The organism is Clostridium novyi NT (assembly GCF_000014125.1).
In the GTDB taxonomy this organism is placed as follows: domain Bacteria; phylum Bacillota; class Clostridia; order Clostridiales; family Clostridiaceae; genus Clostridium_H; species Clostridium_H novyi.
In genome coordinates this window covers 2,435,493-2,449,280 of sequence record NC_008593.1, presented here as the reverse complement: position 1 = coordinate 2,449,280, position 13,788 = coordinate 2,435,493, and the positions used below count along the sequence as shown (strand labels likewise).

Sequence of the window (13,788 nt, the reverse complement as noted above, 5' to 3'; positions counted from 1 at the left end):
ATGATAACAGTTGTAGGAATACGATTTAAGAAATCAGGTAAAATATATTATTTTAGTCCAAATGGAATAGATATAAAAAACGGTGATTGCGTAATAGTAGAAACAGTAAGAGGAGTAGAATTTGGTCATTGTGTTATAGGACCAAAACAAATAACAGAAGAGGCAGTTGTAACACCTCTTAAAAATGTTATAAGAAAAGCAACTGAAGAAGATATAGAAAAAGATAGAGAGAATAAAGAAAAACAAAAAGAAGCCTTAGATATATGTTTAAGCAAAATTGAAAAACATGATCTTCCAATGAAACTTATAGATGTAGAATATACTTTTGATAATAACAAAATTATATTTTATTTTACAGCAGAAGGAAGAGTTGACTTTAGAGAACTTGTAAAGGACTTAGCTTCTGTATTTAGAACTAGAATAGAATTAAGACAAATAGGGGTTAGAGATGAGGCAAAAATGATAGGTGGTCTTGGACCTTGTGGTAGAAGTATGTGTTGCTCATCATTTTTAGGAGATTTTGTACCTGTTTCAATTAAGATGGCAAAAGAACAAAACCTATCTTTAAATCCTACAAAAATATCAGGAATATGTGGAAGACTTATGTGTTGTCTTAACTATGAACAAGAAACATATGAAGAAATTAAAAAAGAACTTCCAAAGGTAGATTCTATAGTAGATACACCATATGGACAGGGATTAGTTGTAGGAAATTCCGTAGTAAACGAAAGTGTTAAAGTTAAACTTAAGGACATTGATGGAGAAGATATAATAAAACAAATAAAGATTAAAGATTTAACTTTAGTATCAGGAGAATATGAGTATTCAAATAACATTAATGATGAAGATATTAAATTAGAAGTTGAAGATATAGAAGATAAATCTATAATAAAGGAACTACTTAAAGAGGACTAGGGAGGAAAAAATATGAGAGAAGTTATTAATGTTTCAAATATTCGTTCCCAAAAAGATGTAGCTAGTATAACAAAATGTTTAGGAAAGAAAGAAGGAATTATTGCTTGCTATGTAAAAAAAGAAAATGGCAAAGTAGATGTAGTATATGATAATTACTTTATAAGCTTAGATGAAATAAGGGAATTGATAGAAGATATGGGATATGCCCTTGTATAAAAATTTATCTTTAAAAAAGTAATGAAACGTGATAGAATGTTAATAGCATGTACATAAAATATGGGCGTGCATTTAAAGTTTTAGGGAGGTGTTTTTCATGGCATTTAAAATAGGTGATTCTTGTGTAAGCTGTGGATCATGTGCTTCTGAATGTCCAGTTGGAGCTATAAGCCAAGGAGATTCTCAATTCGAAATCGATGCAAACTCTTGCATAGATTGCGGAAACTGCGCAAACGTTTGTCCAGTTGGAGCTATCGCAGCTGAAGAATAATATTAAAAAAAGAAGTCGTCTTTTAAGACGGCTTTTTTTATTTTAATATCATATTTATTAAGTTATATATTAAAGGTGCAAGAAACACAGTAGCAAGACCCGCGATTCCAATACATAAGCTACTCATAGCACCCTCTGTTTCTCCAAGTTCAACAGCTTTCGTTGTTCCCACAGCATGAGATGCAGTTCCAATTGCAATTCCGATTGCAATTTTATTTTTAACTCTAACTAGTCCTAAAACAGTAGGTCCGATTACAGCTCCAAGTATACCAGTTAATATAATAGCACCAACTGTTACTGCTGATATACCACCTAGTTGTTTAGAAATTTCAATTCCGATAGGTGTTGTAACAGACTTAGGAAGCATAGATATTGTAATAGGGCTATCAAGTCCAAACAATCTAGATAATAATATTACACTTGTTATTCCAAGACAACAACCACTGCATATTCCAACGAATATAGGTATAATATGTTTCTTTAATAAGTGTATTTTCTTGTATAAAGGTACTGCTAAAACAATTGTTGAAGGTCCAAGGAAAAATGATATTATATGACCTCCTTGATTATAGCAATCTAAACTTATGTGAAACTTAACTAAAAATATCATTGTAAGAATAATACTTATAAGCAATGGATTTAAAATAGTAAGCTTTGTTTTTGAATAAAGCATACATCCAATTTCAAAAGTAATTAACGAAATCAAAACTCCAAAAATAGGACTTGATGTAAGTTCGCTCATTTTGTTCTTCCTTTCATCATAAATTCTACTATTATACCAGTACATGAAATTATAATTACAGTAGATATTAAAGAAACTGATACGATAGCAAGTATTTTACCCTTTAATATAGAAAAACTAGCAAGTAAGCCTACCCCAGCAGGTATGAAGAAGAAAGCTAAATTATCCAATAAAAAATTACTTATCCCTTCAATCATTTCAATCTTAATAATACCAGTACATAATAAAACAAGAAGTATTAGCATACCAATAACACTTCCTGGTACAGGAAGACTAAATGCTCGTTGAATTATTTCACCTAAAAAATAAAGTCCAAGAATTAATGCTGCTTGACGTAATAATTTCAAATCGTCACCTCATTTCTTATTTAATAACCAGAAATAATTGCGAAAAAAATTATTTGGTTAATAAAATATAGTTATATAATATAACTTTTTTTCGTGAAAAGGTCAATTGTTTGAAAAGTAAATAAATAAAATATTTTATTAACAATTTAATAGTATATAGGTTATAATATTACCTAAAAGTAAGATTAGTATAAATTTTTAATAAGTGGTGATATAAGTGGACTTATCTTTAGTAAAAAATGAAGAAACTTTAGACGATTTACAATTAAATGGAATACATGTTATTCAAAAAAAAGAAGGATTTAGATTTGGAGTAGATGCAGTATTACTTGCCAATTTTGCAAATGTAAAAAAAGGATTTAATGTAATAGATTTATGTAGTGGAACAGGAATAGTTCCATTTATTGTTGCTGGAAAAACTGAAGCTTCAAATATAACAGGAATAGAAATTCAAGAAGAAATGGTAGAGATGGCAGATAGATCTGTTAAATTTAATAAATTAGAAGAAAGAGTTAGATTTATATGTGAGGATTTAAAAAACATAGAAGCTTTAAAGAAATTACCTAAAGCAGATGTTGTAACTGTAAATCCACCATATAAGTTAGCAAATTCGGGAATAGTAAACCCTAGTGATAAAATGGCTATAGCAAGACATGAGGTTTGTTGTAATCTAGAAGATGTAATAATAGCCTGTAGAACGCTTTTAAAAGATAATAAAAGAATGTATATGGTACATAGACCAGATAGACTTGCAGATATTATAACGCTTATGAGAAAGCATAAAATAGAGCCTAAAAGAATACAAATGGTTCATCCAAATACAAAAAAAGCACCTAACATTGTTTTAATAGAAGGGCAAAGAGATGGAGGAGCTTTTTTAAAGTGGGAACCACCTATATATGTTTATGATGATAATGGAGGATATTCGGACCAAATTGAGAAGATATATTGTAGAAAATAAAAAAAATATGAGGTGTTTATTGTGAATGGAAAGCTATATGTAGTACCTACCCCTATAGGAAATTTAAAAGATATAACATTAAGAGCTTTAGAAGTTTTAGAAAATGCAGATGTAATAGCAGCAGAAGATACACGTCAAACATTAAAGCTATTAAATCATTTTAATATGAAAAAACAAATGATAAGTTATCATAAATTCAATGAAAATATAAAAAGTGATGACATTATTAATATGTTAAAAAATTGTAAACAAGTAGCGTTAGTTTCAGATGCTGGTACACCTGGAATCTCTGATCCGGGAAGTGTAATTATAAAAAGATGTATAGAAGAAAATATAGAATTTGAAGTTTTAACAGGAGCTACAGCAGTTACTACAGCCCTTGTATATTCTGGGCTTGATACTACTAAGTTTTTGTTTAGAGGATTTCTTCCAAGAGAAAACAAAGACAGAAAACCTATAATTGAGGATTTAAAAAATAGACAAGAAACATTAATATTTTATGAATCACCTCATAGACTTATAAAAACTTTAGAATTTTTGCGTGAAAACCTAGGAAATAGAAGGATTGCAATATGTAGAGAGCTTACAAAACTTCATGAAGAAATACTTAGATTAACTTTAGAAGAAGCAATTGATTACTACAGCGAAAATGAAACTAGAGGGGAATATGTTCTAGTTGTAGAAGGAAAGAGTATAGAAGAGGTAATCAAAGAAGAACAGGAAGCTTGGGAGGAGTTATCAATAGAAGATCATATAAAAAAATACATAGATCAAGGGTTAACTAAAAAAGAATCCATAAAAAAGGTTGCGAAAGATAGAGGGGTTCCAAAATCAGAGATATATAAACATTCTTTGAATTTGTAATAAAAAATTAACAAATATGTATTGTGTGTACTACTTGAAGAAAATTAATATACTATTTCCACTGTAAATGTTGCCTATTTGATGGTATAATAAAGAATAGAGTATATGGAAAATGTAAAAAGATTGGTAGAGGAGATGATTTAAAGTGCATAAGAAAATAGCATCTGTTGTAGCTACAGCGGTATTGTTAGTTACAATGAGTACAACATCAGTTATTGCAAGTCCATTATCTGATAAATTAAAACAACAACAAAATAGCTTACAACAAAATCAAATAAATTATAAAAACGCTCAAGATAAAGTTAGTGCATTAAATTCTAAAATCGAAAGTTATGATAATCAAATAGAAAACTTAATGAGAGAAATCGAAGCAAATAAATCAAAAATAAGCTCATTACAAACTGATATAAATAAATCACAAAAGGATATCCAAAAGGCTAAAGCTGATATCAAAGAAGAACAAGAATTATACAACCAAAGAATGAGAACTATGTACATGAATGGTGGTGTAGGTGGATACCTAGATGTAATTCTTGGAGCTGAAAACCTAGGAGACTTATGCCAAAAGGTACAAGCTGTTAAAAGAATAAGTGATTTAGATAAGAAAATAGTAAAACAACTAAGAACTAAACAAGCAGATTTACAACAAAAGCAGGACAAGCTTAAAGCAGAACAAAATAAGGTTGTTACACTAAACAAAGCTCAAGAAGAAAAAGTTAAAAAGTGTGAACAAGATAAAAAAGCTCAAGATGCAATAATACTACAAGCTAAAAAAGAAGAAGCTTTATATGCTGGAAAATTACAAACAGACCAAGCACAAATAAATTCAACAATGAAAGCAATTGAACAAATGAGACAACAAGCTGCAGCGTCTGCTAGTGTAGCACCAGTAGCAACTAAAAGCTCAACAAGTTCATCTAGTAGTAGCAGAGCACAAGTTAGTTCATCACAAGCTTCAAAACCTGCTTCAAGACCTGCATCAAGACCATCAAGAGGAAGTTCTGCACCAGCTTCAGGAAATGCAATAGTTAGTTATGCATATAATTTCCTAGGAGTACCATATAAATGGGCAGCAAATGGTCCGAATTCTTTTGACTGTTCAGGATTTACTTGTTATGTTTATGCACACTTTGGAATAGGACTTCCAAGAACATCAGGTTCTCAATCAGGTACAGGAAGTTATGTATCAAGAAATAGCTTACAACCAGGGGATTTAGTATTCTTTGGTAGCCCAGTTCACCACGTTGGTATATATGTAGGAGGCGGATGTTACATACATGCTCCAAGAACAGGTGATGTTGTTAAAGTAAGTTCATTATCAGGAAGATCTGACTATGCTTGTGCAAGAAGAGTTATGTAATTAAAGAAAATTAAATATAGTAAAAAAGGTATCTAATATTTTATATTTTAGAATATTAGATGCCTTTTTTGGGTTAATGGTATATAACTCAATAAGTTAAGTAAAGCATAAAAAAATTAAAACCCCTTAATTGAAAAATTAAGGGGTTTTTATAAAAAGATCTATTTAGCTTCTTCTTTTAAAGTTTCTAAGCAGTTTCTGCAGATGTTTTTGCCTTTGTAGTTTATAACATTTCTAGCATCTCCACAGAAAATACAAGCTGGTTCATATTTCTTTAAGATGATTTGTTCACCATCTACATAGATTTCTAATGCGTCTTTTTCAGCTATATCTAAAGTTCTTCTTAATTCTATTGGGATAACAATTCTTCCTAGTTCGTCTACTCTTCTAACTACTCCTGTTGATTTCATTACAAAATCCTCCTTGATATATTTAAATAAGTTTTTTACATAGTTCGACATTGGTCTTTTTAAATAATAACAAATATGACAAAACAAGTCAATATATAAAATGATGTTTTTTTGATTTTGTTACAAATTTCTTATCAAATTCCATCTAAAGTTAATATACTACCAATTTATTCAAAAGTCAATAGAATTTTTATATTAATATACAAAAATTTACTATTGTGTGAAGCCTAGATAAATCAATGATTTGTGAAAAATTTATTAAAAAACTATTAAAAATTAAGTAATATATTGTAAAATCTAATATGTGTGTTTTTGAACGAATAAAATAGTAATTTAATGGATAATGATTTTCGCAATGTCGAAAAAGTAATATTATATGTAAAATAATAGTTTGAAAATAAGGATAAAGTATATACTTATGGAATTTATAGTATATTAACAGGAAATAAATCTCAATAAATTACTGGCAATGCAAACGGTTACACATTGTATATAGTGAACTTTTTGTTAATTGTAAAAAATAAGAAAAATTTTATTTGAAGTTAATAACTAAATAAGAGTAGTTTTGTATAAATTAAGTTGTGTTTTATTATATAAAGGGAACCATATATATTATGGTATAATTAAAAATTATATAATTGGTAGGTGGAAGTATGGTAAATATAATTGAAAACATAAAAAAGGCAGTAAAGGAAGTTGGTGGAGAGGTTTATATAATAGGAGGATACATAAGAGACAAATTATTAAATACAAAGGAAGCCTCAAAAGACTTAGATATTATATATAATGGTGACATTAAATTATTTTTAGATAAATTAACAATGGATGGGTTTCATATAGTTACTTTAAAAGATGAACAACAAATATATAGGGCTATTTTAAATGATATTACTGTTGATATTGCACTGATTAAGGGTGAATCAATAGAAGAAGATTTAAGTAAAAGAGATTTTACTATTAATGCGATAGCTTTAAAGCTTATAGATAACAAAATAATTGATCCCTTTAATGGAAGAAGGCATTTAAATGCTAAACTTATTCATACTGTAAATGAAAATAGTATAAGTGATGATAGTGTAAGGATTTTAAGAGCCTATAGATTTGCTATTAAATACGGCATGCATTTTAGTAAAGAATGTGAAAAACAGATTATAGACAATAAACATAATATAATGAAGTTTCCAAAGGAAAGAATTTTTAATGAATTTATGCAGATTATTAAATGTGATAAATTCGGAAGAGCTTTTGAAGAATTAGATACTCTTGGAGTGTTAAAGAACTTACTTCCATACATAGATGAATTAAAAACTGTGGGAAGATGTAAATATCATATAGAAGACGCATTTACGCATATGAATTTAGTATATAAAAATTCTAAGGCATTATTAAATGGGGAGCTTTTTATAGAAGGATTAGAATTAAATATATTTAATAATAATATAGGAGAGTTTTTAATAAGTGAATATTTTTCCTTTGCAGCCTTTTGTCATGACATAGGTAAGTTTGTTTGTCATAGAGAGAAAGATGGCAGAGTAAGCTTTATAGGTCATGATAAAGAAGGGGCAAAAATTATGATGGATATATGTAATAAATTTGGTTTTCCAAAGGAAGCTAAAAAGTTTATATGTAGTTTAATTGAAGCTCACATGTATCCTTTAGGATTATGTAAAAATAATGTAAAAAACTATAAAAAAAGTTTTTATAAATTCTTTTTACGATATAATAAATATGTAGAATATATTTTAGCACTTTCATTTTGCGATATGCATGCTACTAAAATGTTATATGATCCAAATAATGAAGAAAAAATATTTAAAAGCTTTTTAGAAAGGCTATATAAAGAGTATAATGAATTTAAAGATGCTATAAATTCTGATTGGATAGATGGAAAATTAGTAATCGAACTTACAGGAGCAGAAGGGGAAGAAATAAAAACAATTTTAAACGATGTTTACAAAAAGATGTATTATAAGGAACTAAATAATAAAGAGGATGTTTTAAAATATTTAAATAAAATAAATCTTTAATCAAGAGAGGGGTCTTTATAATGAAAATTTTTATTGATACAGCCAATGTGGAGGAAATTAAAAGAATAAGCAAGTGGGGAATATTAGATGGTGCAACAACTAATCCATCATTAATTGCAAAAGAAGGAAGACAACTTAAAGAGGTTGTAGAAGAAATATGTTCTATTGTAGATGGACCAATAAGTGCTGAAGTTATTAGTTTGAATTGTGATGCCATGGTAAAGGAAGCAAGGGATCTTGCGAAAATTCATAAAAATATAGTTATAAAGATACCCATGTGTGAAGAAGGGATTAAAGCTGTAAATATTTTATCTAAAGAGGGAATAAGAACAAATGTAACGTTAATATTTTCACCTCAACAAGCATTGATTGCTGCAAAGGCAGGAGCAAGTTTTGTAAGTCCTTTTGTTGGAAGATTAGATGATATAGGTATGGATGGGGTAAGCAGTATTAAAGACATAGCAGAAATCTTCAAAATATATGATATAAAAACAGAAATCATAGCAGCAAGCATAAGACACCCTATGCATGTACTAGAAGTTGCAAAAGCAGGATCACATATTGCAACAGTTCCATATAAGGTATTAATGCAGATGATAAAACATCCGTTAACAGATATAGGAATAGAAAAGTTTTTAGAGGATTATAATAAAAGTAAATAACTTTAACTATGAGCCTACACCAAGTGTAGGCTCATAGTTAAAAAGTACATAAGGGATTTTATTGTAAACATTTACTATAAATAGTATACTAGAACTGAATATTGAATTAAATCGACAGAATGGACACAATTATGGGAAAAATGAAAGAGATTACTCAAAATCAATCGAATTATTCCACATTTTTTTAACAAGTTATCCACATTGGGTTGTGGACAATGTGGATAAGTGTATGAAATTTACATATGAAAATATTGGGAAACGTAGTTAATAACAGTTTTGTACAAGTTATCCACATAAAGTGTGAATAACTTGTACAAAAAAGTGAATAATTCATATTAGGAATTTATTGGATGAAAAATGCAATTAATATTTCAAGGTTTAATAAACTTAAATATTATGTTGAATTTTGGATACTATAAAGAAATATAAAAGAAACTTATAAAAACTTGTAATAAGTTTATAATTACCGTACAATATACTTTATATAAATTGTTATTATATACATAAGAACACTTATAATAGATAGGTAATTAGCATAATTATACAGAAGTTTGATTAGCATCATTAGCAAAATAGAAACATGGAGGTATTATAAGTGAAGAATAGTCAAGAAGTTTTAGAAAATATAAGTAAGTTTGCAAAGGAAATATCTAAAAATAGTTTAGTTACATATGAGGACTTACCACAATACTCTTTATTTTTATCTCAAGTTATAGATTATTTAAATGATAGATTTGAAGAAGAAAAGTATACAAATAATATAGTTCAAAATTATATAAAAAATGAAGTAATATCTAAACCGGAAGACGGCAAAAAGAGAGGATATACAAAATTACACTTAACTCAACTGGTTCTTTTGAGTTATATGAGACCTATATTAACTACAGATGAAATAAAAAAGGTATTTGCACTTGCATTTAATCAAATAAATGACAGAAGTGATGATATTATTTCTTGGGAAAAAGCGTATAAAATTTTTGATAAAATACAAAATGATAGTTTTGATAACTTTATAAATGTAGATTTATTTAATGAAGATAAACTTAGAGAATTTATAGGATATGATGAACTAAAAGAAACTGATGAAGAGAGAATATTAGTATTCTTGATAGTAATGAGTTTAATTGCAAAAGCTAGTGCCATAAAGAAGATAGCTAAAAAGATAGTAGATGAATATGGAGAAAAAAATAGTAATTTATAATTAATATGCATACCTACTTTTAGAGGGTAGGTGATAATTTGTGGAAGCTTTAATAGGATTGATAGGAAATGTAGGGTTTCCTATAGGAGTATCTGTTTATTTATTAGTTAGAATAGAAGGAAAATTAGAAAACCTTACATTAAGTATTAATAAATTATCTAATGCTATAAACAAAATATCAAAAACTGATAGTTAATTAAAGAGCCAGAAAGTATCTGGCTCTTTGTTATATAATTAATAAAATTTATTTAAGGGGGCTTTTTAAATGGTAAATTTAAAGGGAAGAAGTTTACTTACACTAATGGATTATTCTAAGGAAGAAATAGAATATCTATTAGATTTAGCACTTAAACTTAAACAGGATAAGAAAAATGGAGTGATTTGTGATGAATTAAAGGGAAAAAATATTGCTTTAATTTTTGAAAAAGATTCAACAAGGACGAGATGTTCTTTTGAAGTTGCAGCACATGATTTAGGGGCAAATACTACATATCTAGGACCACTAGGTTCTCAGATAGGAAAAAAGGAATCTATAAAAGATACTGCAAGGGTACTTGGAAGAATGTTTGATGGTATTGAATATAGAGGATTTGGACAAGAAGTAGTTGAAACCTTAGCTGAGTTTGCAGGGGTTCCCATTTGGAATGGTCTTACAAATGAAGATCATCCAACTCAAATACTAGCTGATTTTTTAACTATAAAAGAGCATATAAATAAGCCTTTAAATGAAGTTTCATTTGCTTATATTGGAGATGGAAGAAACAATATGGCAAATGCACTTATGATAGGAGCCACTAAAGTTGGAATGAACTTTAAGATAATTGCACCAAAAGAATTATTTCCAGATGAAACTTTGGTTAAAAAGTGTATGGATGAAGCTAAAAAATCAGGATCAAATATAGAAGTTACAAATGATATAAATAAAGTAAAAGGAATGGATGTAGTATATACAGATGTTTGGGTATCTATGGGTGAGGAAGAAAGTGTATGGAAGGATAGAATAAATCTTTTAAATCCATATCAAATTAATATGGACATTATAAATAAAACAGAAAATCCTAATATTAAATTCATGCACTGCTTACCAGCTTTTCATAATACAGAAACTGTAATTGGAAAAAAGATATATGAAAAGTTTAAATTGAATGCATTAGAAGTTACAGATGAAGTTTTTGAAAGTAAGTATTCTATAGTATTTGATGAAGCTGAAAATAGACTTCATACAATAAAAGCTATTATACTTGCAACTCTTTAAGGACATTAAAGTTTAAACTAAAGATGAGTATATGCACATATATTATGACTTTTATAATAATAAAGAAGTAAATCTATAAATACAAATGTCTTGTTTAGATTGACACATATGTAAAAAATTAATTATAATTAAAATGAAGTTTAACATAATGGAGTTCTTCTATGGGGCTAACAATGATGAGAATTCACTTAATAGGGGGGTTATTGTTAGAGAGAGGAGTTTAATTGTGTCTAAAGAAAACAAAAGAAGGACATTATCACAAGGTGCATATGAGAAAATACCTGGAAATGAGTATGAACCATATGTATCTGCAAGCTTAAATATGCCAGAACTTACAGTACAAGCTATTATTTTAGGTATGTTTTTAGCTATTGTATTTGGTGCTGCCAATGCATATTTAGGATTAAAACTTGGACAGACAGTTGGTGCATCAGTGCCATGTGCTGTGACTTCAATGGCAATACTTAGAGGAATACTAAAAAGAGGAACTATACTTGAAAATAACATGGTTCAAACTATTGGTTCAGCAGGTGAATCAGTAGCAGCTGGAGTAGTATTTACAGTACCAGCCCTTATGATTTGGGGAATGAAAGTAAATATTTTTAATATAGCTGTAATGGCATTTTTAGGAGGAACTCTAGGTGTTTTAATATTAATACCACTTAGAAAATACTTTGTATCAGATCAGCATGGAGAATTACCTTTCCCAGATGGAACAGCATGTGCTGAAGTTCTAGTAGCTGGAGAAGCTGGAGGAAATTCTGCAAAGGTTCTATTTGTTGGGGGAGGACTTGCTGGTTTATATACGCTTTGTTCTAGCGGATTTCAACTTTGGAAAGAAGAAATTGGAGTTGGAATAAAAGGACTTAAAAATGGATGGATAGGAGCACAAGCTGTACCAGCCCTACTTGGAGTTGGATATGTTATGGGACCTAGAATTTCAGCTGTAATGCTTGGTGGAGCTGTACTTGGATGGTTAGTGCTTATACCTACAATATCTTATTTTGGTTCTGGTGTTGCATCTCCAATAGCACCAGCGACAGATTTAATTTCAACTATGGATGCATATGCTGTTTGGGGAAATTATATAAAATATATAGGAACTGGAACAGTTATATTCGGTGGAGTATGGAGTTTCATTAGAATACTACCAGTTATGATTAATAGTTTTAGAATTGGATTCAAGCAACTTTCAAAAAGTACACATGATTCAGGGGAAAAGGTCATAAGAACAGATGAAGATATCAATATGGGTATAGTATTTATATTAATTGTAGCCATATTCATATTTATAGCCTTTTGTCCACCTCTAAAATTAGGTATTGTAAGAGGATTATTAGTATTAGTATTTTCTTTCTTATTTGTACCGGTTGCCGCTAAGATGACAGGTCTTACATCTAATAACCCAATTTCAGGTATGACAATAGCAACTTTACTTGTAACTTCTCTTATTTTAAAGGGAATGGGAGCTAAAGGTGAAGCTGGAATGGCAGCAACATTAATGGTTGGTATTATAGTATGTATTGCAGTTGGAATAACTGGAGATACATCACAAGATTTAAAGACAGGTTTCCTTGTTGGAGCTACTCCAAGAAAACAACAAATTGGAGAAATTATAGGGGTTTTAATATCAGCTATATTTATAGGAATTACTATAAAAGTGTTAGTAGGTGCATATGGACTTGGAACAAAGGCATTACCAGCACCACAAGCAGTTCTTATGGCATCATTAATTAAAGGAATTTTTACAGGAAACTTACCATGGATACTTATATTTATAGGTGTTGGTATAGGGGTTGTAATAGAAATGATAGGAATTCCTGTACTTCCATTTGCAATAGGATTATATCTTCCAATTTCTCTATCAACTCCTTTAATAATAGGTGGTATAATTAGAGGAATATTAGAAAAGAAGAAGAAAGGATATGAACTTGCATTAAGACGTGAAAGTGGAATATTATTTGCTTCGGGTTTTGTTGCAGGAGACTCATTAATGGGAGTTATTCTTGCTATTTATTCTTACTTTGATACTCAATATAAGCTTGGCAATCCTTTAGCTTTTGGTAAGGATATAGAGATTCTTCATAATGGATGGTTTACTTTAATTCCATATGTATTATTGATAGTTATGTTATATTATTATTCTAATATAAGAAAGCCGGAAGAACTTAATGAACAAGAAGGATAATAATTTATTAGAATTTATACCTTATAAAAATCTTTCTTATATCAGTGATAGGGAAGAGGATAATAATCGTATAACTATTATAATTAAAAGAAATAGTAAAATAGATAAGATTATTTTAAAAATATTTAGAAAAGCGCATAAAGAATTGTATGTTCATCTTGATGAGATTGGAAGTTTCATATGGAGAAATATAGATGGGAAAAAAACAGTATTAAATCTATGTGAAGTTTTCATGAGGGAACATAATGTAGAACAAAGTGAAGCTATAAACAGAACTGTGTATTTTTTGAAAATATTAAAAAATAATAAGTTTATAAAATTTACTGTTAATAGATAATAAAGATTAAGACATCTCAAATGTTATGTTTG

General features: G+C 28.9%; 16 protein-coding genes. 13 read left to right on the top strand and 3 right to left on the bottom strand.

Annotated elements, in window-relative coordinates; translation table 11 throughout:
* The 3 genes from NT01CX_RS11390 to NT01CX_RS11380 all read left to right on the top strand — a co-directional run bounded on the left by NT01CX_RS11390 (nucleotide 1) and on the right by NT01CX_RS11380 (nucleotide 1,402).
* Nucleotides 1–915: a PSP1 domain-containing protein gene (locus NT01CX_RS11390; protein WP_011723201.1), complete on the top strand. Its 915-nt coding sequence runs from the start codon at nucleotides 1–3 to the stop codon at nucleotides 913–915.
* Between the two features lie 12 nt (nucleotides 916–927).
* On the top strand, nucleotides 928–1,131 hold the full coding sequence (locus NT01CX_RS11385; protein WP_011723200.1) for a heavy-metal-associated domain-containing protein: 204 nt from the start codon (nucleotides 928–930) through the stop codon (nucleotides 1,129–1,131).
* A gap of 97 nt (nucleotides 1,132–1,228) precedes the next feature.
* Entirely contained in the window at nucleotides 1,229–1,402 is a 174-nt protein-coding gene (locus NT01CX_RS11380; RefSeq protein WP_003379724.1) for a DUF362 domain-containing protein, read from the top strand.
* 37 nt (nucleotides 1,403–1,439) lie between these two features.
* Here NT01CX_RS11380 and NT01CX_RS11375 read toward each other — a convergent pair whose 3' ends face one another.
* Entirely contained in the window at nucleotides 1,440–2,144 is a 705-nt protein-coding gene (locus NT01CX_RS11375; protein WP_011723199.1) for an LrgB family protein, read from the bottom strand.
* Nucleotides 2,141–2,491, bottom strand: a complete 351-nt coding sequence (locus NT01CX_RS11370) for a CidA/LrgA family protein (protein WP_011723198.1) — start codon at nucleotides 2,489–2,491, stop codon at nucleotides 2,141–2,143. The genes NT01CX_RS11375 and NT01CX_RS11370 overlap by 4 nt, the downstream gene beginning before the upstream one ends.
* A 217-nt stretch (nucleotides 2,492–2,708) precedes the next feature.
* On the opposite strand from NT01CX_RS11370, the gene NT01CX_RS11365 reads away from it, so the two are divergent.
* The 3 genes from NT01CX_RS11365 to NT01CX_RS11355 all read left to right on the top strand — a co-directional run bounded on the left by NT01CX_RS11365 (nucleotide 2,709) and on the right by NT01CX_RS11355 (nucleotide 5,676).
* Nucleotides 2,709–3,452, top strand: a complete 744-nt coding sequence (locus NT01CX_RS11365; protein ID WP_011723197.1) for a tRNA1(Val) (adenine(37)-N6)-methyltransferase — start codon at nucleotides 2,709–2,711, stop codon at nucleotides 3,450–3,452.
* 21 nt (nucleotides 3,453–3,473) lie between these two features.
* On the top strand, nucleotides 3,474–4,316 hold the full coding sequence (gene rsmI, locus NT01CX_RS11360) for a 16S rRNA (cytidine(1402)-2'-O)-methyltransferase (protein ID WP_011723196.1): 843 nt from the start codon (nucleotides 3,474–3,476) through the stop codon (nucleotides 4,314–4,316).
* Nucleotides 4,317–4,461: 145 nt separating this feature from the next.
* On the top strand, nucleotides 4,462–5,676 hold the full coding sequence (locus NT01CX_RS11355; RefSeq protein WP_011723195.1) for an NlpC/P60 family protein: 1,215 nt from the start codon (nucleotides 4,462–4,464) through the stop codon (nucleotides 5,674–5,676).
* A gap of 161 nt (nucleotides 5,677–5,837) precedes the next feature.
* On the opposite strand, the gene NT01CX_RS11350 is transcribed toward NT01CX_RS11355, so the two are convergent.
* Complete coding sequence (locus NT01CX_RS11350; RefSeq protein WP_011723194.1) at nucleotides 5,838–6,086, bottom strand: AbrB/MazE/SpoVT family DNA-binding domain-containing protein; 249 nt, start codon at nucleotides 6,084–6,086, stop codon at nucleotides 5,838–5,840.
* Between the two features lie 653 nt (nucleotides 6,087–6,739).
* On the opposite strand from NT01CX_RS11350, the gene NT01CX_RS11345 reads away from it, so the two are divergent.
* The 7 genes from NT01CX_RS11345 (at nucleotide 6,740) to NT01CX_RS11320 (ending at nucleotide 13,756) form a co-directional block, all read left to right on the top strand.
* On the top strand, nucleotides 6,740–8,113 hold the full coding sequence (locus NT01CX_RS11345) for an HD domain-containing protein (RefSeq protein WP_011723193.1): 1,374 nt from the start codon (nucleotides 6,740–6,742) through the stop codon (nucleotides 8,111–8,113).
* Between the two features lie 20 nt (nucleotides 8,114–8,133).
* The gene (gene fsa / locus NT01CX_RS11340; RefSeq protein ID WP_011723192.1) at nucleotides 8,134–8,775 is read left to right on the top strand and encodes a fructose-6-phosphate aldolase; all 642 of its coding nucleotides are present in this window, start codon (nucleotides 8,134–8,136) and stop codon (nucleotides 8,773–8,775) included.
* A gap of 595 nt (nucleotides 8,776–9,370) precedes the next feature.
* On the top strand, nucleotides 9,371–9,976 hold the full coding sequence (locus tag NT01CX_RS11335) for a DUF1836 domain-containing protein (RefSeq protein WP_011723191.1): 606 nt from the start codon (nucleotides 9,371–9,373) through the stop codon (nucleotides 9,974–9,976).
* 40 nt (nucleotides 9,977–10,016) lie between these two features.
* The gene (locus NT01CX_RS12115) at nucleotides 10,017–10,172 is read left to right on the top strand and encodes a YvrJ family protein (protein WP_011723190.1); all 156 of its coding nucleotides are present in this window, start codon (nucleotides 10,017–10,019) and stop codon (nucleotides 10,170–10,172) included.
* 69 nt (nucleotides 10,173–10,241) lie between these two features.
* Entirely contained in the window at nucleotides 10,242–11,231 is a 990-nt protein-coding gene (gene argF / locus NT01CX_RS11330) for an ornithine carbamoyltransferase (protein WP_011723189.1), read from the top strand.
* A 133-nt stretch (nucleotides 11,232–11,364) separates the two neighbouring features.
* Nucleotides 11,365–13,419: an OPT family oligopeptide transporter gene (locus NT01CX_RS11325; RefSeq protein ID WP_242648495.1), complete on the top strand. Its 2,055-nt coding sequence runs from the start codon at nucleotides 11,365–11,367 to the stop codon at nucleotides 13,417–13,419.
* On the top strand, nucleotides 13,403–13,756 hold the full coding sequence (locus NT01CX_RS11320) for a PqqD family protein (protein ID WP_011723187.1): 354 nt from the start codon (nucleotides 13,403–13,405) through the stop codon (nucleotides 13,754–13,756). Before NT01CX_RS11325 ends, NT01CX_RS11320 begins: the two co-directional genes overlap by 17 nt.
* Nucleotides 13,757–13,788: the final 32 nt, after the last annotated feature.

Bases quoted from the DNA above. Each gene is read 5' to 3' on its own strand.
- NT01CX_RS11380 (WP_003379724.1), top strand. From the start codon at position 1,229: ATGGCATTTAAAATAGGTGATTCTTGTGTAAGCTGTGGATCATGTGCT.
- NT01CX_RS11320 (WP_011723187.1), top strand. From the start codon at position 13,403: ATGAACAAGAAGGATAATAATTTATTAGAATTTATACCTTATAAAAAT.
- NT01CX_RS11325 (WP_242648495.1), top strand. From the start codon at position 11,365: ATGAAGTTTAACATAATGGAGTTCTTCTATGGGGCTAACAATGATGAG.
- NT01CX_RS11390 (WP_011723201.1), top strand. From the start codon at position 1: ATGATAACAGTTGTAGGAATACGATTTAAGAAATCAGGTAAAATATAT.
- NT01CX_RS11345 (WP_011723193.1), top strand. From the start codon at position 6,740: ATGGTAAATATAATTGAAAACATAAAAAAGGCAGTAAAGGAAGTTGGT.
- fsa (WP_011723192.1), top strand. From the start codon at position 8,134: ATGAAAATTTTTATTGATACAGCCAATGTGGAGGAAATTAAAAGAATA.
- NT01CX_RS11350 (WP_011723194.1), bottom strand. From the start codon at position 6,086: ATGAAATCAACAGGAGTAGTTAGAAGAGTAGACGAACTAGGAAGAATT.
- NT01CX_RS11385 (WP_011723200.1), top strand. From the start codon at position 928: ATGAGAGAAGTTATTAATGTTTCAAATATTCGTTCCCAAAAAGATGTA.
- NT01CX_RS11375 (WP_011723199.1), bottom strand. From the start codon at position 2,144: ATGAGCGAACTTACATCAAGTCCTATTTTTGGAGTTTTGATTTCGTTA.
- argF (WP_011723189.1), top strand. From the start codon at position 10,242: ATGGTAAATTTAAAGGGAAGAAGTTTACTTACACTAATGGATTATTCT.